This is a genomic window from Acidimicrobiia bacterium (assembly GCA_036271555.1).
GTDB lineage: Bacteria > Actinomycetota > Acidimicrobiia > IMCC26256 > PALSA-610 > DATBAK01.
Genome location: DATBAK010000065.1, coordinates 1 through 19335 on the forward strand (window position 1 = coordinate 1; position 19335 = coordinate 19335).

General features: G+C 69.4%; 17 protein-coding genes. 5 read left to right on the top strand and 12 right to left on the bottom strand.

Annotation, left to right across the window (positions count from 1 at the left end; all coding sequences use genetic code 11):
* On the bottom strand, positions 1-1415 hold a 1415-nt coding region (locus VH914_15600), incomplete at its 3' end, for a hypothetical protein (GenBank protein ID HEX4492632.1).
* A gap of 401 nt (positions 1416-1816) precedes the next feature.
* Here VH914_15600 and VH914_15605 point away from each other — a divergent pair.
* The gene (locus VH914_15605; GenBank protein HEX4492633.1) at positions 1817-3151 is read left to right on the top strand and encodes a right-handed parallel beta-helix repeat-containing protein; all 1335 of its coding nucleotides are present in this window, start codon (positions 1817-1819) and stop codon (positions 3149-3151) included.
* 121 nt (positions 3152-3272) lie between these two features.
* On the opposite strand, the gene VH914_15610 is transcribed toward VH914_15605, so the two are convergent.
* Complete coding sequence (locus VH914_15610) at positions 3273-4856, bottom strand: hybrid sensor histidine kinase/response regulator (protein ID HEX4492634.1); 1584 nt, start codon at positions 4854-4856, stop codon at positions 3273-3275.
* Positions 4857-4977: 121 nt separating this feature from the next.
* Between VH914_15610 and VH914_15615 the strand changes: the two genes are divergently transcribed.
* Positions 4978-5436 carry a GatB/YqeY domain-containing protein gene (locus tag VH914_15615; GenBank protein ID HEX4492635.1) on the top strand — a complete coding sequence of 153 codons (459 nt, stop codon included), beginning with the start codon at positions 4978-4980 and terminating at the stop codon, positions 5434-5436.
* Between the two features lie 14 nt (positions 5437-5450).
* Here VH914_15615 and VH914_15620 read toward each other — a convergent pair whose 3' ends face one another.
* Genes VH914_15620 through VH914_15640 form a run of 5 tightly spaced genes read right to left on the bottom strand, consistent with a single transcriptional unit; the run spans position 5451 to position 12144 of the window.
* Complete coding sequence (locus VH914_15620; GenBank protein ID HEX4492636.1) at positions 5451-7607, bottom strand: ABC transporter ATP-binding protein; 2157 nt, start codon at positions 7605-7607, stop codon at positions 5451-5453.
* Positions 7604-8527: an ABC transporter permease gene (locus VH914_15625; protein ID HEX4492637.1), complete on the bottom strand. Its 924-nt coding sequence runs from the start codon at positions 8525-8527 to the stop codon at positions 7604-7606. The genes VH914_15620 and VH914_15625 overlap by 4 nt, the downstream gene beginning before the upstream one ends.
* Positions 8524-9474, bottom strand: coding sequence for an ABC transporter permease (locus VH914_15630; GenBank protein HEX4492638.1), 951 nt, complete (start codon positions 9472-9474; stop codon positions 8524-8526). Before VH914_15630 ends, VH914_15625 begins: the two co-directional genes overlap by 4 nt.
* Positions 9475-9504: 30 nt before the next feature.
* The gene (locus tag VH914_15635) at positions 9505-11103 is read right to left on the bottom strand and encodes an ABC transporter substrate-binding protein (GenBank protein HEX4492639.1); all 1599 of its coding nucleotides are present in this window, start codon (positions 11101-11103) and stop codon (positions 9505-9507) included.
* Between the two features lie 27 nt (positions 11104-11130).
* Positions 11131-12144, bottom strand: a complete 1014-nt coding sequence (locus tag VH914_15640) for an AraC family transcriptional regulator (GenBank protein ID HEX4492640.1) — start codon at positions 12142-12144, stop codon at positions 11131-11133.
* A gap of 138 nt (positions 12145-12282) precedes the next feature.
* Between VH914_15640 and VH914_15645 the strand changes: the two genes are divergently transcribed.
* Both VH914_15645 and VH914_15650 read left to right on the top strand, forming a co-directional pair.
* On the top strand, positions 12283-12681 hold the full coding sequence (locus VH914_15645) for a VOC family protein (protein ID HEX4492641.1): 399 nt from the start codon (positions 12283-12285) through the stop codon (positions 12679-12681).
* A gap of 28 nt (positions 12682-12709) precedes the next feature.
* Positions 12710-13210, top strand: a complete 501-nt coding sequence (locus VH914_15650) for a hypothetical protein (protein HEX4492642.1) — start codon at positions 12710-12712, stop codon at positions 13208-13210.
* Here the strand turns inward: VH914_15650 and VH914_15655 are convergent.
* On the bottom strand, positions 13197-13733 hold the full coding sequence (locus VH914_15655; protein ID HEX4492643.1) for a hypothetical protein: 537 nt from the start codon (positions 13731-13733) through the stop codon (positions 13197-13199). The genes VH914_15650 and VH914_15655 overlap by 14 nt on opposite strands.
* Before the next feature lie 58 nt (positions 13734-13791).
* Here VH914_15655 and VH914_15660 point away from each other — a divergent pair, with 58 nt between their 5' ends.
* Positions 13792-14223, top strand: coding sequence for a VOC family protein (locus tag VH914_15660; GenBank protein HEX4492644.1), 432 nt, complete (start codon positions 13792-13794; stop codon positions 14221-14223).
* On the opposite strand, the gene VH914_15665 is transcribed toward VH914_15660, so the two are convergent.
* The 4 genes from VH914_15665 to VH914_15680 form a co-directional block, all read right to left on the bottom strand.
* A complete protein-coding gene (locus VH914_15665) occupies positions 14186-15316 on the bottom strand; it encodes an alpha/beta hydrolase (GenBank protein ID HEX4492645.1) in 1131 nt (376 codons plus the stop codon). The genes VH914_15660 and VH914_15665 overlap by 38 nt on opposite strands.
* Before the next feature lie 178 nt (positions 15317-15494).
* Positions 15495-18290, bottom strand: coding sequence for a vitamin B12-dependent ribonucleotide reductase (locus VH914_15670; GenBank protein HEX4492646.1), 2796 nt, complete (start codon positions 18288-18290; stop codon positions 15495-15497).
* Between the two features lie 214 nt (positions 18291-18504).
* Positions 18505-19014 carry a transcriptional regulator NrdR gene (gene nrdR, locus VH914_15675; GenBank protein ID HEX4492647.1) on the bottom strand — a complete coding sequence of 170 codons (510 nt, stop codon included), beginning with the start codon at positions 19012-19014 and terminating at the stop codon, positions 18505-18507.
* Between the two features lie 51 nt (positions 19015-19065).
* Positions 19066-19224, bottom strand: coding sequence for a LysM domain-containing protein (locus VH914_15680; GenBank protein ID HEX4492648.1), 159 nt, complete (start codon positions 19222-19224; stop codon positions 19066-19068).
* Positions 19225-19335 lie beyond the last annotated feature (111 nt).

Sequence of the window (19335 nt, forward strand, 5' to 3'; positions counted from 1 at the left end):
GTGTACGTGAGCGGCAACGCCGGCGGCCCGTTCGGGTCACTCGATCCCGAACCGTCGAGCGTGACGACCGCGCCCGCGACCTTGCCCGTCTGCGCCGTGCCCGCGTTCGCGAGCGGCGCCTGCGGGTCGGCGACGGTGTAGTGGATCGTCTTGGTGATCGGATCCTGGAACGCGTCGGTCGCGCTGATCGTGAAGGTGTGCGGTCCCGGCGTCGCCGTGTCGATCGGCGAGCCGTTCGGCACGTCGCCGACGCACGTGTCGTACGTCTCACCGTCGGGGTTCGCGATGCACGAGTAGGCCGCGTTCACCGTCGAGCCGGTGAGGTAGCTCGCGCCTTCGAACGGCGCGGTGGAACCGACGCCGATGACGGTCGTGTGGTTCATCAACGGCGCGGTGCCGTTCGGGATCGCGTCCGGACCCGTGTAGTAGTCGGGCGGAGTGGTGCCGAGATCGCCGTTGGACTCGTAGCCCGGGGCGCAGGCCGCCTTCGCGGTGATCTTGATGAGCCCGCCGAGCGCCGTCGTGTACACGTAGTTGACGTACGACGGGTCCGTCCAGACCGTGTCGCTCGAGGTGAGGGTCGCCTGGTTGACCGTGATCGCCGCAGGAGCCGGGAAGTTGTTGGGCTCACTGCCCGTGAAGGTGCCGGCGGGCAACGAGCCCGCCATCTTGATGCCGAGGTCGCTGCCCGCCGCGACCGCGCTGCTCGCGGTCACGTGGAGCGTGACGGCAGGTGCCTGCACGATCGAGCCACCGGCGTACACGGTGCCGCTCGATTCGGTGCCGGTGCCGACCATGCCCATGCGCACGGTGTTCGTCGCGGAGTCGATGAGCGCCGCGGGGGCCGTGCCCGGAATCGCGACACGTGAGCTCGCGGGCAGCGTGAGCGGGTCGAAACCCTCGATCACTTCGCCGTTCGACTGCTTGTCCACGGCGGGGATGTTCGCCGGCGCGATGTAGTAGCCCGCGTCGGCATTCGCTCCGACATCGCCGTTGATCGGCGCCAGGGAGACACTGCTGATCGTGAGTCCCGTCGGCAGCTTCCAACGCGAGATCTGGTTGTAGATCGCGACGATGGTGGCCGAGATGCCCGTCGAGCTGTCGCTCGAGGGGAACGACGAATACGGCTGCTTGACCTTGATGTCGAACGACTGGCCCGCCATCACCGCATCGGGTGCGCTGACCGTCGAACCCAGTGATTGGTCGGCCTCGGTGTTCGCCGAGAGCGACCCACCGTTCGCGCGGCAGATGACGTCGGTCGTCGACGTCGTGGTTTGGATACTCGGCGTGAACGGGCCGCTCGATGCGCCCGCCGCGCTTGCGAGTCCCGGTACGACGCCGGTGAACACCGCCGTCAAGAACGTTCCGAGCAGGACCGACAACGCGCGCGTCGATCGAGAATGCCGCCCAGCCATGAAGCCCCCCAAGTGATCGGACTACCCCCCAAGAACCTGTCAGGTACGACTGCCTAAGTCAAGTAGCTTAAAAATCAACGTGCGGCGACGCGGCGCGCGGCGCGCGTACTTCGCGCAATCTTGTCTTGCGTCGCCCCGACTAAAACAGTAGGTTCAATCGCGCTGGGGAGCGGGGGAAACGGGGTGGAGCCGACTGCGGCGCGTCGCGCGATCGTGCGATTCGCGTGAACGCGATTGCGTCGCCGTCTGAAGTCGAGGCCACGACTCGCCGGCCGCATCGGATGGTCGCCGTCAATGCGACCACTTGGCTAGGGGGGAAGATGTTCAAAGGATCGGCACGCCACTCTCGACGGTGGCTGGGCGGCATGCTTGTGATGTCAATGCTGGGCGCATTGGCAAGCGTGATGGGGCCGCTCCAATTGGCCGGCGCGTCCGGCTCGAACTTCTACGTGAGCCCGACCGGTACGAACCCGCGTTGCGTGGCGTCGTTCCCGTGCTCGTTCCAGTACGCGTTGGCGAACGCGGGTCCGAGCGCGACGATCCACCTGGCCGGCGGCGTCTACGACGAGCAGCCGACGATCTCGACCTCGGGGCTGACGATCGAAGGCCGGAACAACGGCGGCGTCGTCTTCGAGAAGACGAACGCGGCGCAGAACTCGTTCAAGCCGGACGGTGTCACCCCCGTCACCGCGCTCGCGTACGTGTCCCCCGGCACCACCGGGGTCACCTTGAAGAACCTCGACATCGACGCGTCGAACGCGAACTTGCCGGCCGGTGAGAACTACTCCGGCGTCTATGCCGACAGCGCGAGCGTCACGCTCGACCACGTGCGGGTCCAGAACGTCGTCCCGGGCACCGGGTTCACCGGTGTGCAGACCGGCGTCAGCATCTACGCACGGTCGGACGCGGCGTACCCGAGCACCCCGGCCAACATCGCGATGAAGTACGTGACGGTCACGAACTACAACAAGGGCGGCGTCGTCTGCGTCGACGCCAACACGACGTGCTCGATCAAGAACGGCACCGTCACCGGCCACGGCGCAACGACCGTCACCGCGCAGAACGGCATCGAGATCGGGTTCGGTGCGGGCGGTTCGGTGACATCGACGACGGTGACCGGCAACAACTACACGCCCGAGCCGCAGGCGGCGGGCGTCTTGATCTACGACGCGGCGGCGGGTGTCGTCGTCACGAAGTCGAAGCTGTCGAACAACGACCAGAACCTGGTCGTCTACAACGACGGCAGCCCGAGCTACCCCGACTCGGACAACCCGACGATCACGCACAACACCGCGGGTCCGTCGGCGGCGGGCGCGTGGGACGGCATCTACCTCGAGAGCATCACCGGTGCGACCGTGTCGAACAACACCGCGAACAACAACGCCGAGTTCGGCATCAGCGCCTACGGCACGTCGAACTCCACGTTCTCGGGCAACAAGGCGAGCGGCAACGCGCAGGGCGGCATCTACATCAGCGGCGACGGCGTGGCGAACTCGACGAGCGAGAACAACACGGTCACGATGAGCACGGTGAAGACGAACGGCGGGATCGGCATCCACGCCGATCTCGGCACGGCGAACAGCACGTTCAGCAACAACCGTGCGACCGGCAACACCGGCTACGACATGGCGGACGAGACGAGCCCGCCGCCTTCGGGCACCGCGGGGACGGCGAACTTCTGGTCGGGAAGCCACTGCACGACGCACGCGTCGAGCCTTCCGACCGGTCTCTGCTAGATCAGAACAGAGCTCTACGTTCTGAACGTACGGAACGTTCTGACGTCGGGGGTGAGGCGGTTCGCCGTCTCGCCCCCGACGTTTTCGCGTCCGGGCCGAGCGGCCTCGACACCGCGACGCGTCAGGCGGAGCGCAGCTTGGGAGTCGGCGCGTCGCACAGCTCCGCGAGCTTGTCGAGCAGCTCGTCGACGTCGAACGGCTTCGCGAGGTACGCGGACGCGCCGCGCCCCATGACGCGCTGGATACGGCCCGGCGTCGCGTCGGCGGAGAGCACGACGACGGGCACCGCCGCGGTCGCGGGATCGGCGCGCAGTGCCGCGAGCACCTCTTCCCCGTCGAGATCGGGCAGGTTCAGGTCGAGCAGGACGACGGCCGGGTGCGTCTGCCGCGCGAGGTCGAGCCCGAGGCGGCCTTCACGCGCGGGCAGGTAACGGAAGCCCTCGGTCGCGTCGAGGATGCGCTCGACGAGCTTCGCGTTCGCGAGGTTGTCCTCGATGTAGAGCACGAGGTGCTCGCGCTCCCCCGCCTCACGAATCGGGCGCGCGACCGGCACGGGCTCGGTCTTGACGTCGTCGACCGCGGCGAGCGGCAACGTCACCGAGAACGTGCTGCCCACGCCCTCTTCGCTCGTCACCGCGATGGTCCCGCCCATCGTCTCGACGAGACCCTTCACGACGACGAGCCCGAGTCCGGTGCCTTCGACGGTCGTGCGCTCGGCGCCGAGCCGGTCGAACGGATTGAACATCCGCGCGAGCGCGTCGGGCGAGAGCCCGATGCCCGTGTCGCGCACGTCGATCCGCGCCACACCGTCGGCCGCCGCGTACATGACGGTGATCGAACCCGGGTGCCGGTTGTACTTCACCGCGTTCGACAAGAGGTTCAGCAGGATCTGCGCGAGCCGCTGCTTGTCGACGAACACCTGCAACGTGCGATCACCCGTCACCGACACGGTGACGTCGTTCGTCGTCGCCATCGGCCGGATGAGGGTCGCCGCGTCGTCGACCGCCGGAGCGAGCGCAATGGCCTCCGGTGCGACCATCAGCCGGCCCGACGCGACGCGCGAGATGTCGAGCACCTCGTTGATCAGCTCGAGCAGCAACTCGCCGCCCTTGAGGATCTGCACGATGCCGTCATGCTGGTCGGCCGTCAGGTCGTCGCGCGCGAGCAGTCGCCCGAAGCCGATCACCGCGTTCAGCGGCGTCCGTAGCTCGTGGCTCATACGCGAGAGGAACTCGTCCTTGGCGTGATCCGCGCGCTCGGCCGTCTCCTGCGCGGCGCGCAGCTCCTCCTCGAGCCGCACCTGCGACGTGACGGTGCGCTCGACGACCATGACGCCTTCGATCGCGCCGTCGTGGCCGCGCAGGATCCGTCGAGACGCCTCGACCGCGCGCCGCGGACCGCCGTCGGGCCGGAGCCGATAGCGCGACTCCTCGCGCTCGATCTCCCCCGCGAGCAGGCGCCGGTAGATCGCGGCGATGCGCGCGACGTCGTCGGGATGCGCGACCGGCGACGCGAACACGCTCGCGTGGACCAGGTCGGCGGCCGGCATACGGAGCACCGCGTCGGCCGCCCCCGCGACCTCGACGATCGTGCCGTCGCCGTCGACGACGGAGAACACGTCGGGGCTCAGGCGCAGCATCTCGTCGGCAAACCTCGCGACGGGACCCCGCTCGGGCAACCCCACGACGCCGCGCTGATGCGTCACATCCCTCGCGTTCGGTCGTAATACGTGCGACTTGAGAACGCGTCGACCGCCGCTCACACTCGGTTCTGACAACGCCGTGACAACCGCCGTGCGGCGCGCGGGCCGGATATCGTCCGGCGGCATGAAAGACGGACTGCAGGCCGACCTGACCGAGGCGATCCGTGCGCGCGACGACGTGCGCGTCGCAACGCTCCGCATGGCGCTCGCCGCGATCACGAAGGCCGAGGTCGCGGGCAAGCAGCAGGTGCAGCTCTCCGACGCGGAGATCGTGGGCGTGCTCCGCAGCGAGCAGAAGAAGCGGGTCGAAGCGGCCGGGATGTACGAACAGGGTGGGCGCGCCGACCGCGCCGACCGCGAGCGCGCCGAGGCCGACGTGCTCGCCGAATACCTGCCGCCCGCGATCGACGCCGCCGCGCTCGACGCGATCGTGGCCGAAGAGGTCGCGACCGTGACTGCCACCGGCGCGACCGGCGGCAAGGCCATGGGCGCGGTCGTGAAGGCGGTCAAGGAGCGGGCCGGCGACGGCGCCGACGGCGCGCGCATCGCGGTCCTCGTGAAGACCGCGCTCGGCATCGGCTGAGCCGCGCCTCGCGCTCAGCTCGACGGCGCGATCCCGGTCACGGGCGCGCCCTGGAGCGTCGGGCCCGCGGTGTGGAGGTGGCAGTACGACGTCGTGCCCGACGCGTCGGTGAAGGCGGGTGGATCGACGTGCGTGCAGACGTTCATCACGTACGGGCAGCGGGTGTGGAAGTGGCAACCCGTCGGCGGGTTCGCGGGGCTCGGGATGTCGCCCTCGAGCACGATGCGCTTGCGCCGCCGTTGCTCGACCGGGTCGGGGACGGGAATCGCGGAGAGCAACGCTTCCGTGTAGGGATGGCGGGGGCGCGCCGCGACCTCGTCGGCGGGTCCGATCTCCACGATGCGGCCGAGGTACATCACCGCGATGCGGTGGCTGATGTGGCGCACGACCGAGAGATCGTGCGCGATGAACAGATACGCGAGGCCGAGGCGGCGTTGCAGATCGGCGAGCAGGTTGATCACCTGCGACTGCGTCGACACGTCGAGCGAGCTCACCGGCTCGTCGCACACGAGCAGCCGCGGGTTCAGCGCCAGCGCGCGGGCGACCGCGATGCGCTGACGCTGACCACCGGAGAACTCGTGCGGGTAGCGCGGCGCGTGGTGGCCGCCGAGGCCGACGAGCTCGAGCAACTCGGCGACGCGCTGCTCGCGCTCCCGGCGGCGGAGCGAGTCGTGGATCTCGAACGGCTCGCCGACGCTCGCGCCGATCGTCGCGCGCGGATCGAGCGACGTGTACGGATCCTGGAAGACGATCTGCATGTCGCGGCGCAGCCGGCGCAGCTCGCGCGGCCGGACGCCGACGAGGTCGTGACCGTCGAATGCGACGGAACCCTCGGTCGCGTCGACGAGCCCGAGCACGAGGCGCGCGACCGTCGACTTGCCGGAGCCGCTCTCCCCCACCAGCCCGAGCGTCTCGCCGGGCGCGATGTCGAACTCCACCCCGTCGACCGCGCGCACGTGGCCGCTGACGCGGCGCAGCACACCGCTCTCGATCGGGAAGTGCTTCGTGAGCCCGCGCACCGTCAAGAGCGTGCTCACGGATTCCGGCGTGCCCACAGGCGCGGGCGCGACCGCCTCGGCGGCATCGGTGGTCGCCACCGGTTCGCGCGCGCGGTCGAGCACCTCGCGCGCGCCCGACAGCGCGAGGTCCGTGTGGCGCACGCAGCGCACCGAGCCCGCGCCGACGACCGTCAGCGATATCGATTCCGTCGCGCACGCGGCCGTCGAGTACTGACAACGCGGGTTGAATCGGCAGCCGGCCGGCATCGCGCCCGGCCGGGGCACCTGCCCCGGGATCACCGTGAGCCGCGCGCCGCGCGCCGCGGCCTGCGGCATCGAGACGAGCAAGCCTTCCGAATACGGGTGGTGCGGCCGCGCGAACACGGCGGCCACAGGCGCCTCTTCGACGATCTGCCCCGCGTACATCACCGCGACCCGATCGCAGATGTCGGCGACCACGCCGAAGTCGTGCGTCACGAACAAGATCGCGGTGCCGAGCTCCTGTTGCAGCGACCGCATGAGGTCGAGGATCTGCGCCTGCACGGTGACGTCGAGGGCGGTCGTCGGCTCGTCGGCGATGAGCAGCTTCGGGTCGCACGCGAGCGCCATCGCGATCATCGCCCGCTGGCGCATGCCGCCCGACAGCGCGTGCGGATAGTCGTCGACGCGCCGTTTCGCGTCGGGAATCCCGACGCGATCGAGCATCTCGAGCGCGCGCGCGTGCGCGTCGCGGCGCGATGCCTTCCGGTGCGAGCGCACCGCGGTCGCGATCTGGTCGCCGACGGTGAACGCCGGATTGAGGCTCGTCATCGGCTCCTGGAACACCATCGCGATCTCGTTGCCGCGCACCTGGCGCATCGCCTCGTTCGAGAGCGTGAGCAGGTTGCGGCCCTCGAAGTCGATCGAACCCGTCGCGATGCGGCCGTTGCCCTCGGGGATCAGCCGCAGCACCGCGAGTGACGACACCGTCTTTCCGGAGCCGCTCTCGCCGACCAGACCGAGCGTCTCGCCCCGGTTGATCGAGAACGTCACGTCCTCGACGACCGGCTGCCATCCGCCGGCACCCGCGAACTCGACGCGCAGGTCGCGCACGGCCAGCAACGATCCGGTCGCAGTCGCGGTTTCTGGTCGCGCCTCCGGCTCGTCGGCGCGCGCTTCGGACGTCGACGTCATTCGCGCCCCGTGAACCGTTCGCGGCCGAGCGAGTCGCGCAGACCGTCGGCGACGAGGTTGAACGACAGCACCGTCAGCGCGATCGCGACACCCGGCACCACCAGCGCCCACGCGTCGTTCAGCACGTACGTGTACGCCTCGCTGAGCATGCCGCCCCAGCTCGCTCGCGGCGGTTGCACGCCGAGTCCGAGGAAGCTCAGCCCGGCTTCGGCGAGCAGGCCGTAACCGAGCGCGAGCGCGACCTGCACGATGAGCGGCGACGCGACGTTCGGGAGCACGTGCTTGCGGAGCATGCGCCACGAGCCCGCACCGAGCGAGCGCGACGCCTCGATGTACGTCTCCTCGCGCACCGCGAGCACCTGACCGCGGATGAGGCGAACGAAACCGGGCACGAACACGACTGCGATCGCAATCGACTCGTTGACGAGGCTGGCGCCGAGCAGTGCGGCGACCGTCAGCGCGAGCACGAGCGGCGGGAACGCGAACAGCGCGTCCATGATCCGCATCAGCAGGTGGTCGCGCCAGCCGCCGAAGTAACCGGCGATGAGCCCGAGCGGCAACGAGACGATCACCGCGAGGAACACGATCTGCACGGTCGCCTGCAGCGATATCTGTCCGCCGTAAATGATGCGACTGAGGATGTCGCGGCCGAGATCGTCGGTTCCGAGCCAGTGCGCCGACGACGGTGTGCCGTTGATCACGGGAAAGTTCTGGTTCGGCGAGTGCGGCGCGATCACCGACGCGAAGATCGCGGCGAGGCCGATGATCACGAGGAACGCGAGCCCGAACACCGCGGTCTTCGTTGCGAAGAAGCGGCGCCAGAAACGGCCGCGCGACTCACCGACGACGTCGTCGTCGACCGGCAACTCCTCGCCGATCGGTACCGGCGGGTTCGACGAGAACGGGCTCGCGAGGCTCACGACACGCGCACCTTCGGGCTGAGGAACCCGTAGCCGACGTCGACGACGAGGTTCACGACCACGAAGATCACTGCGGTCACGAGCACGACGCCCTGCACCTTCGGCAGGTCCTTCAGCTGGATCGCGCCGAGCATGTACGAGCCCATGCCCGGGATCGAGAAGATCTGCTCGATGATGAAGGTGCCGCCGAGCAGGTACGCGAACTGGAGGCCGACGAGGGTCAGCACCGGCGTCGCCGCGTTCTTCAACGCGTATTTGCCGATGATCGTGCGTCGTCGCAGTCCCATCGCGCGCGCGGTGCGGATGTAGTCCTGGTCCATCGCGTCGATCAGGGAGCCCCGCAGTTGGCGGGCGATCGTCGCGCCACCCGCGAGTCCGAGCGCGATGCACGGCAGCGCCATGTCGCGCAGCCACCCGGCCGGGTCCTGACTGATGCCGACGTACCCGATCGCGGGTAACAGATGCGTCTTCACCGCGAAGAGCACGACGAGGATCATCGCGACCCAGAAGTCGGGCATCGCGATGCCGAGGCTCGTGCCGAACGTCACCGAACGGTCACGCGCCGAGCCCGGCTTGAGTCCCGCGAGGATGCCGCCGGGGATGCCGATGATCAGCGACACGACCATCGCCGCGAGCGTGAGGCTCAGCGTGATCGGGAAGCGGTGCGCGATCTCCTGCGAAACGGTGTGCGTCGCCGGATAGATCGAGGTGCCGAGGTTGCCGCGCACCGCGTGGCTCAGCCACCGCCAGTACTGCTTCACCAACGGCTGATCGAGATGCAGTTGGTGGCGGATCTGCACGACTTTCGCGGGGTCCGCGTGGGTGCCGCCCGCGAGCGTGCGCGCGGGATCGCCGGGGATCACGAGCACCAGCGCGAAGACCGCGAACGAGATCAGGAGGAGCAGCGGTACGAGCGCGATCAGCCGGCGAACGATGAACGCGCCCAACGAGCTGCGCCTCCTCTCTTGCGCGAACGGTTACTGCTGCTTGATGAAGACGTTTTCGAGGTTCGAACGGCACGAGCCGATCGGTGCCGTGATCGTGCCGCCGACGCGCGCCTTGTTGAACGCGACCATGCGCGTCTGGAAGATCAGCGGAACCTCGAGGCCTTCGCTCATCACCAGACTCGACGCCTGCTGCATCGGCTGCTGGAGCGCAGCCCCGTCGAACTTGCCCGACTTCTCCGCCGTGTGCACGAGCGTCTCGATCTCGGGCCGCTTCGAACCCATCGCGCCGGCGACGAAGCCGGCCGACGTGTAGTTGCCGCCGAAGTTGTTCCAGAGCGCGGGGCCGTTGGTGAGGTCGGTGGTGACGATCGCGTCGCCCTTCTTCTGCAGGTACACCTGCGTGAGGATCGCGGTCGGTGTGACGCGCACGAGGTTCGCCTTGAAGCCCGCGGCCGCCATCTCGTTCTGGATCAGCGGCGCCATGCGCTCGAAGAGCGGGATGCCGGCGATGAGCACGAGGTCGAACTTCACGGGCGTCGGCACACCCGCGGCCTGCAGCATCGACTTCGCCTTCGCGGGGTCGTACTTGTACTTGCCGGCGAGGCTCGCGTCGTAGCCGGCGGTGCCCTTCGGGAACAGCTGGTCCGCGATCTCGCCCTGGCCGCCGAAGACGATCGAGTTGATCTGGTTGCGATCGACCGCGTACTCGGCGGCCTGCCGCACCTTCTCGTTCGCGAACGGACCCTGGTCCATACGGAAGTGGATGGTGGCGTAGTCGAGCGACGGGCCGCTCGCGATGGCGAACTTCGACGGGTTCGCCTTCACCGCCGCGAGCTGGTCGGGTTGCAGGTCGATCATGTCGACCTGACCCGACTGCAGCGCGGTCACGGCCTGCGGCCCCGAGCCCACCTGCACGAAGTCGACGCCCGCGAGCTTGTACTTCGACGCGTCGCCGGACGTCGGGTTCTTCTCCAGCGAGAGCAGCTGGCCGGTCTCGTAGCTCTTGAGCTTGAACGGACCACCGCCGACGGGCGTCTTGTCGAGGTGCGCGATCGCGGCCGGCGAGTAGATCATGCCGTCGATGTAGGACAGCGCCCAGATCACGTCGCCGGCCTGCGGCTTGGTGAGGTGCAGCACGACCGTGGTCGCGTCGGGCGTGTCGATCGAGCCGATGACGAAGAGCGACGTACGCGTCGGGCTGAGCTTCGTGTGCAGGAGGCTCGCCTTCACCGCGGCCGAGTCCTCGGGCGTGCCGTCGGAGAACTTCAGGTTCGGCGTGAGGTGGAACGTGATCTGCAGCGGGTTGTCGACGGTCCAGCTCTGGGCGACGCCCGGCAGCATGTCGGTGTTGCTGCGGGCGAGCGTGAGCCCGTCGTAGATGAGCGAGAGCTCTTCGTTCGCGCAGTCGTTCTGCAGCTTGCCGGGGTCGAAGTTGTCGGAGAACGCGCTGTTGAGGTCGACGCCGTACTTGAGGACACCGTTGGGGTCGGGTGTGCCGCCGTTCGTCACCGCGGTGTTGTTGCCGCCGTTCGGCGCCGCACCCTTGCTGCCACTGCTGCTGCACGCCGCGAGCATGCAGAGACACACCGCCAACGTGACGAGCGACTTCGCGCGCGCCGATCCGGTCATCGCAGCCCCCTCGACCTGACACCCCTGTCAGGAACGACCGTACTGCCTGGCTCCGCGCGGCGCGCGTTCTCGCGCCGCGCGCCAGTGACTCGGTGAGAGCCCGCGCGCCCGCTTGAACGCGCGGCTGAACGCCTCCTCCGACTCGTACCCGACCCGACGCGCGACCGCGACGATCCCGAGCTCGGTCGTCGCGAGCAAGTCTTCGGCGAGATGCATGCGCCACTCGGTCAGGTAGCGGATGGGCGACGAACCGAGCCGTTCGCGAAAGCGTTCGTCGAGCAGTGAACGCGACACGGCCGCGTGCGACGCGAGCTCCGTCACCGTCCACTTTCTCTCGGGCGACGCGTGCAGCAACGCGAGCGCGGGCGCGAGCACCGGGTCCCGCAGCGCCGCGAGCCACCCGTGATCCGCGGCCGGCGCGGTCGCGAGGTGCGCGCGCAACACTTCCACGAGCACGAGCTCGGGCAGGCGCGTGCTGATCGGGTTCGGACTCGCGTTGCTCGGGATGCCGTGCTCCAGCGCGTAGGTGACGCTCGCCCGAACCCAGCCCGAGCCGGCGCCGTCGGGCAGCCGCACGACGAACGCGGGTGGGAACGCGCGCAGCGCGGGGTCGAACAACGGATCGGGCGAGGTGAGGTATCCGCACACGAGCTCGGTGCGCGCACCACCGCCGCCGTGGCGCAGCAACGGCAGATCGCGCCACGGCAACGGGTCGAGCAACGACTGGATCGACACGCGGTTCGCGTCGGCACGACCGCCGATGGCGTGATGATCGCCGTACGGCAGGACGATCACGTCGCCCTCGCGCGCCCAGTGCCGCGCTCCCTCCGTCGCCTCGACCCAGCACGAGCCCGCGGCAACGATGTGGAACAGGATCAGGCGGTCGGCGCCGGGATGCAGCGCGTCCGCCATCGCGAGCGGTTCCGACTCGAACTCGAACGGCTCGCTCAGCTCGGAACGGAAGAAGAGCGCGCCCTCGAGCCGGAGCTGCTCGAGCGCGGCCGCGAGCACGAGATCGTCGTCATCGCGCGGCGCGTCCACCTCGCCCACCATTCGTCGTCGTGACTCCGGTCACGCGGCAAGCAGCCGCGGCACCTCGGTCATGGTCACGCGGCCCGCCGCCACGCACACTGACACCGACGATATCCACCCCCGCGAGTACTCGAAAAGGAACCGAAGATGACGGAGTTCCCTCCCTTGACCCACGTCGCCCTGACCATCCGCGACCTCTCCGTGAGCGTGCCCTGGTACGAGGCCCTCTTCGACGCGAGCCCCGTGATCGACGAGGACACCGACCCCGACATGCACCACACCGTGTACCTGCTCGGCAACGGCACGCTGATCGGCTTGCACCAACACAAGACCCCCGCGCCGAGCGATCGCTTCAGCGAGTACCGCGTCGGTCTCGACCACGTCGCGTTCGGTTGCGCGAGCCGCGCCGAGCTCGAGCAGTGGGCGAGCCGCCTCGAAGCGCTCGGCATCGAGCACGGCGGCATCAAGGACGCGGCCTACGGGTCGGGCCTGAGCTTCCGCGACCCCGACGGGATCGCGCTGGAGTTCTTCGCACCACCGAGTTGACCTGTCCGTACGAACCCGGAGCATCGCAATGGAAGCCGTCGTGATCATGGCCATCGTCCTCGTCGAGGTCGCGCTCTGGCAGTGGCGCGTGGCGATCACGATCCGCGGCCGCGTGACGGGCGGCGTGGTGCTCGGGTGCATCGGAGCCGTCCTGCAGGTCACCGCGATCTCGCGCGTCGTGCAGGACATGGGCGACGTCGCGCGCGTCGCCGCGTACGCGGTCGGCGTCGGGTTGGGCGTACTCCTGGGTTGCGTCATCGACCGGCGGGTGCGGACGGGCCACGTGTCCGTGCGCGTGTTCGCACCCGTCGACGCGCACCTCGTGCCGGCGTTGCGCGGGCGCGGGTGGCCGGTCACCGCGACGAACGGCGACGGTCACGACGGGCCCGTCGCGGTGCTGTTCCTCGCGATCGACGAGCGGCGCACGCCGCAACTCGAGGGCGAGCTCCGAGCGCTCGCGCCGGGCGCGGCCTGGACGGTCGAGCGCATCGCGACGAGCCGCGGCCTGCTCGAGGTCACGTCGACGTAGAGGTGCAGTGCCCGTTGTCGACGAGCGCGGGTTCCGGTCGGCCGTTCGGGAAGAACACCGACATCGCGATCGGCTCGGCCGGTACCCCGCAGCGCCATCCGTACCGCCGCACCGCGCCCGTCGGGCTCGCGTCGATCACCGTCACGAGCAGCCGGTGGTCGCCCGCCGTCGTGAGCACGATCCGGTAGGCGCTGTGGTCGTAGTCGCGACCGGTGGCGATCATGAACGCGGCCCGACCCATCCGATCCGCGTCGCGGAGGCAGACCGATTTGTCGGACATGATCGTGGTCGTCGGCCAGCCCGAGTCGAGCGCAACGTGACCACAGTCGCGACCGGCGGTCGGCACCGTCGCGCGCGAGAGCGCGGCGATCGCCGCGTCGCTCGGCGGTCCGTAGATGTCGCTGGTCGTCGGGCGGTGCGCGGTGGTCGCGCCGCGCTGCGGGCTGTGCGAACAACCCGCGACGACCGCGATGAGCAACCCGCTCACTGCGAGGACGGTCTTGGCCGCGCGCACGGTGCTCATCATCCCGTCCGACGCTTCTCGTCGGCGATCCGTTGAGCCGCGGCGGTAGCGTCGGGCCGTGGAGCCGATCCTCCATCTGTCCATCCCGGTACGCGACCTCGACGCCGCCCGCGCCTTCTACGTCGATGCGCTGGGCTGCGAGGCCGGCCAGCACATCGGCACCCACGCGATCGACGTGTGGTTCTTCGGTCTCCAGCTCACGCTCCAGGAACGGCCCGCCGAGGTGGCCCCCGACGACGCGCCCGGCGTGCGCCACTTCGGCGTGACCCTCGACCGCGCCGCGCTCGACGCGCTGCTCGCGCGCCTCGGCGATCACGAGGTGCGCTGGATCAGCCCGGTGGAGACCGACACGAGCGGTCGCCTGCGGGGCAAGACGAGCGCCAAGCTCGCCGATCCGAGCGGCAACGTGATCGAGCTCAAGTCCTACGACGACCCGCGGGACGCGCTCGGGATCAGCGCGCCGAGCGGTGCGCGCGAACCCAGTCGGTGAACGTCTCGACGCCGTCGATCACCGCTTCGTAGCGCACCGAGTGGAAGAGGTCGAAGGAATGCTGCGCGCCGGTGAGCTCGATGTAGACGACGGGCTGCGTCGCGACGGCGCGCAGCCGCTCGACGAGCTCGCGCGCGGCGTCGACGGGTGCGAAGGTGTCGTTCGTCCCGTGCGCGATGAGAAGCGGCGGCGCGGCCGCGCGCACCACGTCGGACGGTGACGACGGCACCGAGTCGTCGGCGTGGCCGTAGAAGCCGTAGAACCCGATCGCGGCGGCGACCGACGTGTCGCACTCGATGTCCGGCTGCAACGCCGGCTCGTTCGGAGTGAGCGCGGCGGTGATCGCGAGATGCGCGCCGGCCGAGCTCCCGCTCACGATGATCAGGTTCGGATCCGCGCCGAGCTCGACGCCCTCGGTGCGGATCCACGCGAGCACGCGCTTCACGTCGGCGAGCCGGTCCGCGTAGCGCACCGCGCCGCCGAGGCGATAGTTGGCGCTCACGCACACCCAGCCCTGGCGCGCGAAGCGATACATCAGCGGTTTCGCCTCGCGGCTCTTGTTCCCATGCTCCATCCCACCTCCGTGGAAGTGGACGAGCACCGGCGCGTCGGCGGGGCGGGACCGATGGCGGTAGACGTCGAGTCGGTGGGCGCGGCCTTCGTCGCCGTAGGCGATGTTCTTGATGCGCTCGATCTCACCGGGACGCGCGAGGAACGACACCGGCGCCGCGAACATCGCGAGCGTCGGTCGACGATGCGCGCGTCGCGATGCGGCCATCCCTGACCTGTCGAGCGCGCGTCGCACCGTGCTCGCGCTCCGGTGAACGCGCGCGAGGACCACCACGAGTCCGACGGTCGTGACGCACGCCAATGCGAACACGAGCCACGCGCCCGCGCTCTCGACGTCGCCGTCGGCGAACGCGATCGCGGTCGCGGCGACGATCCACACGACGCCGATCTGCGGCACCTCGTCGAGCTCCATCGTGAGGATCCACGACAGCCGGGCGAGCGGCCCCGGCGCGCGCAGGGGCCAGAGTGCGAGCAGCGTGAGCGCTGCGAGGATGCCGACGGAGATCAGGTAGCCCCAGGGCACCGACTCGTTCTACCCGTCCCGCCCGACGCACCGACGGCGACCGACCGCACGCGCCGGGACCGACGGCGCGCGTGCACACGCAACCGTCGGTCCGAGCGGGCTGGGCGAAAAACGAGAAGGAGAATGAGACCGGCGCGCTCATCCGTGAGCGCGGCCGGACCCGATCGTGATGCGACCGCTACGAGCAGCCGCTCGTCGCGCCGCAGGACGGGCAGGCGTGGCAGGAGCCGGCCCGCTGCATGATGTCGCCGCACAGGTGGCAGATCACGACGTCGCGCTCGCGCGCCCGCGGCTTCGGCGCGCGGGACGCGGCGGGTGCCGCGGCCGGCAGCGCCGCGGAGGGCGCCTGATCCTCGAGCGGCAGGTCGAGCGACGACGCGGTCGGCGTCGTCGCCTCCTCCACACCCGGCAGCGTCGGCTGCATGCGCTCGCTCACCGAGAGGATGCCCATCGCCTCGCGCTTGTCGAAGGCGAGGTACTCGATCGCGAGTCGCCGGAAGATGTAGTCGACGAGGCTCGTCGCGAACCGGATCTCCGGGTCGTCGGTCATGCCCGCCGGCTCGAACCGGAAGTTCGTGAACATCTCGCAGAACGCCTCGAGCGGCACGCCGTACTGCAGGCCGTGGCTCACCGAGATCGCGAACGCGTCCATGATGCCGGCGAGCGTCGAGCCCTGCTTCGCGACCTTGAGGAAGATCTCGCCGGGGCGGCCGTCCTCGTACTCGCCGACGGTCACGTAGCCGTGGCAGTCGGCGACCCGGAACGACAGCGTCTTGCTCGTGCGCACCCGCGGCAGCTTCTGCCGCACCGGCTCCTGCACGATCACCGTCTCGACGATGCGCTCCACGACCCGCTCGACCGAGCCGTCACTCGACTCGCTCGCGCCCGCCTTCTTCTGCGTCGACAGCGGCTGCCCGACCTTGCAGTTGTCGCGGTAGATCGCGACCGCCTTCAGCCCGAGTCGCCACGCCTCCACGTGCACCATCTCGACGTCGCGGACGCTCACCTCTTCGGGCAGGTTCACGGTCTTCGAGATCGCTCCGGAGATGAACGGCTGCACCGCGCCCATCATCGTGACGTGGCCCATGTGGTGGATCGGGTTGTCGCCCATCGAGCACGCGAACACGGGCTCGTGTGCGGCGTCGAAGCCCGGCGCGCCGAGGATCGTCTTGTGCTCGTCGATGTACTGCACGATCGCGTCGACCTGGCCGGCGTCGTAGCCGAGCTTGCGCAGTGCACGCGGCACCGTGCGGTTGACGATGTACATCGTGCCGCCGCCGACGAGCTTCTTCGCCTTGCTCAGCGCGAGGTCGGGCTCGATGCCGGTCGTGTCGCAGTCCATCATCAGACCGATCGTGCCGGTCGGCGCGAGCACCGTCGCCTGCGAGTTGCGCACGCCGAACTGCTCGCCGAGCTCGACCGCTTCGTCCCACGACTCCTGCGCCGCGCTCAGCAGCTCGGTCGGCACGAGCTCCTCGTCGATCCGTGCGACCTCGGCGCGGTGCATGCGCAGCACCCGCAGCATCGGCTCGGCGTTGTCGGCGTAGCCCGCGAAGGGCCCCATGCGCGACGCCGTCTTCGCGCTCGTCGCGTACGCGTGGCCCGTCATCAACGCGGTGATCGTCGCCGCGAAGGCGCGACCCTCGACCGAGTCGTACGCCATGCCCTGCGCCATCAGCGTGGCGCCGAGGTTCGCGTAGCCCAGACCGAGCTGACGGAACGCCCGGCTGTTGTCCGCGATCTTCTCCGTCGGGTAGTCGGCGTTGCCGACGAGGATCTCCTGCGCGGTGAACATCACCTCGACCGTATGGCGGAAGCTCTCCACGTCGTAGCTGCCGTCGTCGCCGAGGTACGTGAGCAGGTTGATGCTCGCGAGGTTGCACGCCGAGTTGTCGAGGTGCATGTACTCGGAGCACGGGTTCGACGCGTTGATGCGGCCGGTGTTCGGCGCCGTGTGCCAGCGGTTGATCGTCGTGTCGAACTGCATGCCGGGGTCGGCGCACTCCCACGCCGAGCGCGAGATCTGGTGGAACAGGTCACGCGCCTTGACCGTCTTCACCGGCTCGCCGTTCGTGACCGCACGCAGCGCCCAGTCCGCGTCTTCGAGCACCGCGTTCATGAACTCGTCGGTGACGCGGACGGAGTTGTTCGCGTTCTGGTACTGGATCGAGTGGCTGTCGGCGCCGTCGAGGTCCATGTCGAACCCGGCGTCGCGCAGCGCCCGCGCCTTGCGCTCCTCGACGGCCTTGCACCAGACGAACTCCTCGACGTCCGGGTGGTCGGCGTTGAGGATCACCATCTTCGCGGCGCGCCGCGTCTTGCCACCCGACTTGATCGTGCCGGCCGACGCGTCGGCGCCGCGCATGAAGCTCACCGGACCCGACGCGGTGCCGCCGCCCTTGAGGTGCTCCTTCGACGAGCGGATGCGCGAGAGGTTGATGCCCGCACCCGAGCCGCCCTTGAAGATCGTCCCCTCCTCGCGGTACCAGTTGAGGATCGCGTCCATCGTGTCGTCGACGGCGAGGATGAAGCACGCGCTCGCCTGCTGCGGCACGCCGTTCACGCCGATGTTGAACCACACCGGGCTGTTGAACGCGGCGCGCTGGTGGACGAGCAGGTACTTCAGCTCGTCGCGGAACGCGTCGGCCTCGGCGGTGTCGACGAAGTAGCCGTCGCGCGCACCCCACTCGGTGATCGTGTCGGCGACGCGGTCGATGACCTGGCGGAGCGACGACTCGCGCTCGGGCATGCCGAGGGTGCCGCGGAAGTACTTCTGGGCGACGATGTTCGTCGCGTTCTGGGACCAGCTGACCGGGAACTCGACGTCGGGCTGGAAGAAGGCGTCGGTGCCGTCCTTGTAGTTCTGGATCCGCGCGTCGCGCCGCTCCCACTCGACCGTGTCGTACGGGTCCACACCGGCAGTCGAGAAGTGCCGGCGGATCCCGATGCCGAGCTGCTGCGGCGCCATCGCCATAAGTGGTTCCCCCTACTCGGACCCGCCCGGGCCCATTGCTGGATGGTGGATGTGCTGGTCACCCGACCCCAACGCCATTGGCCAAACCACAATATCTAGTGGTTCGCCGTTCCCTCGACGCGAGATGGAGGGTTATTACAGCACCGGAATTACACCGGTGTCAACAGAATCGGACCCGCGTCGGTGCTGGTCAGAACGCTTTTTCGCGGAAGCCTCAGCGACGAGGCTGCTTGGGCTCCGTCGTCTTCTCGAGGCTCGGCCCGACGTCCCGGTTCGCGAGGTCGCGCTGGAGCTCGTCGACGGCCCGCTCGAAGTCGTCGAGGCCCTCGAATCCCTTGTAGACGGACGCGAACCGCAGATACGCGACCGGGTCGAGCGCACGCAGCCGCTCGAGCACGGCCATGCCGAGCTCCTCGCTGCTGATCTCGGCGCCGCGCTCGCGCAGCGACTCCGTGATCTCCGACCCGACCGTGTCGACGGTGTCGTCGTCGAGGCGGCCGCTCGCCGCACGGGCGATCCCGGCGACGAGCTTGTCGTGGTCGAAGGGCTCGAGCTCACCCGAGCGCTTCCGCACGACGAGCGACACGTCGAGCGCGCGCTCGAGCGTGCTGTAGCGACGCCCGCAGGCCAGGCACTCGCGCCGCCGGCGCACGGCCGTACCGTCCTCCGCCAGCCGCGAGTCGATGACCTTGTCGTCGTCGGCACGGCAGTACGGACAGCGCATGCGCGCACGCTACCGCCGGCTTCTCGCATCAGAATCGGCGCGACCATGCGCTCAGTTTCCGAGCCACATGATCGTCTCGCCCGGCACGAGCGCGGTCGTGTGGCGCGCCGCGACGAGCTCGTCGACGATCTCGCGTGGATCGGCCTTCGGGTCGAGCTCGCCGGCGATCTTCCAGAGCGTGTCGCCGGGCTGCACGATGTGCGTGACCACATGCGGGCGGCGCCCGGAGGCGGTGAGGGGGGAGCCTCCGAGCGCCGCGCCCGCGTGGGCCGCCGTCAGCACGGTCCCGAGCGCGATCCCGACGGCGACGACCCGACGCCG

Excerpts from the sequence above, each read along its gene's own strand:
- VH914_15615 (HEX4492635.1), top strand. The coding sequence starts at position 4,978 with ATGAAAGACGGACTGCAGGCCGACCTGACCGAGGCGATCCGTGCGCGC.
- VH914_15620 (HEX4492636.1), bottom strand. The coding sequence starts at position 7,607 with ATGACGTCGACGTCCGAAGCGCGCGCCGACGAGCCGGAGGCGCGACCA.
- VH914_15635 (HEX4492639.1), bottom strand. The coding sequence starts at position 11,103 with ATGACCGGATCGGCGCGCGCGAAGTCGCTCGTCACGTTGGCGGTGTGT.
- VH914_15645 (HEX4492641.1), top strand. The coding sequence starts at position 12,283 with ATGACGGAGTTCCCTCCCTTGACCCACGTCGCCCTGACCATCCGCGAC.
- VH914_15650 (HEX4492642.1), top strand. The coding sequence starts at position 12,710 with ATGGAAGCCGTCGTGATCATGGCCATCGTCCTCGTCGAGGTCGCGCTC.
- VH914_15655 (HEX4492643.1), bottom strand. The coding sequence starts at position 13,733 with ATGAGCACCGTGCGCGCGGCCAAGACCGTCCTCGCAGTGAGCGGGTTG.
- VH914_15670 (HEX4492646.1), bottom strand. The coding sequence starts at position 18,290 with ATGGCGATGGCGCCGCAGCAGCTCGGCATCGGGATCCGCCGGCACTTC.
- nrdR (HEX4492647.1), bottom strand. The coding sequence starts at position 19,014 with ATGCGCTGTCCGTACTGCCGTGCCGACGACGACAAGGTCATCGACTCG.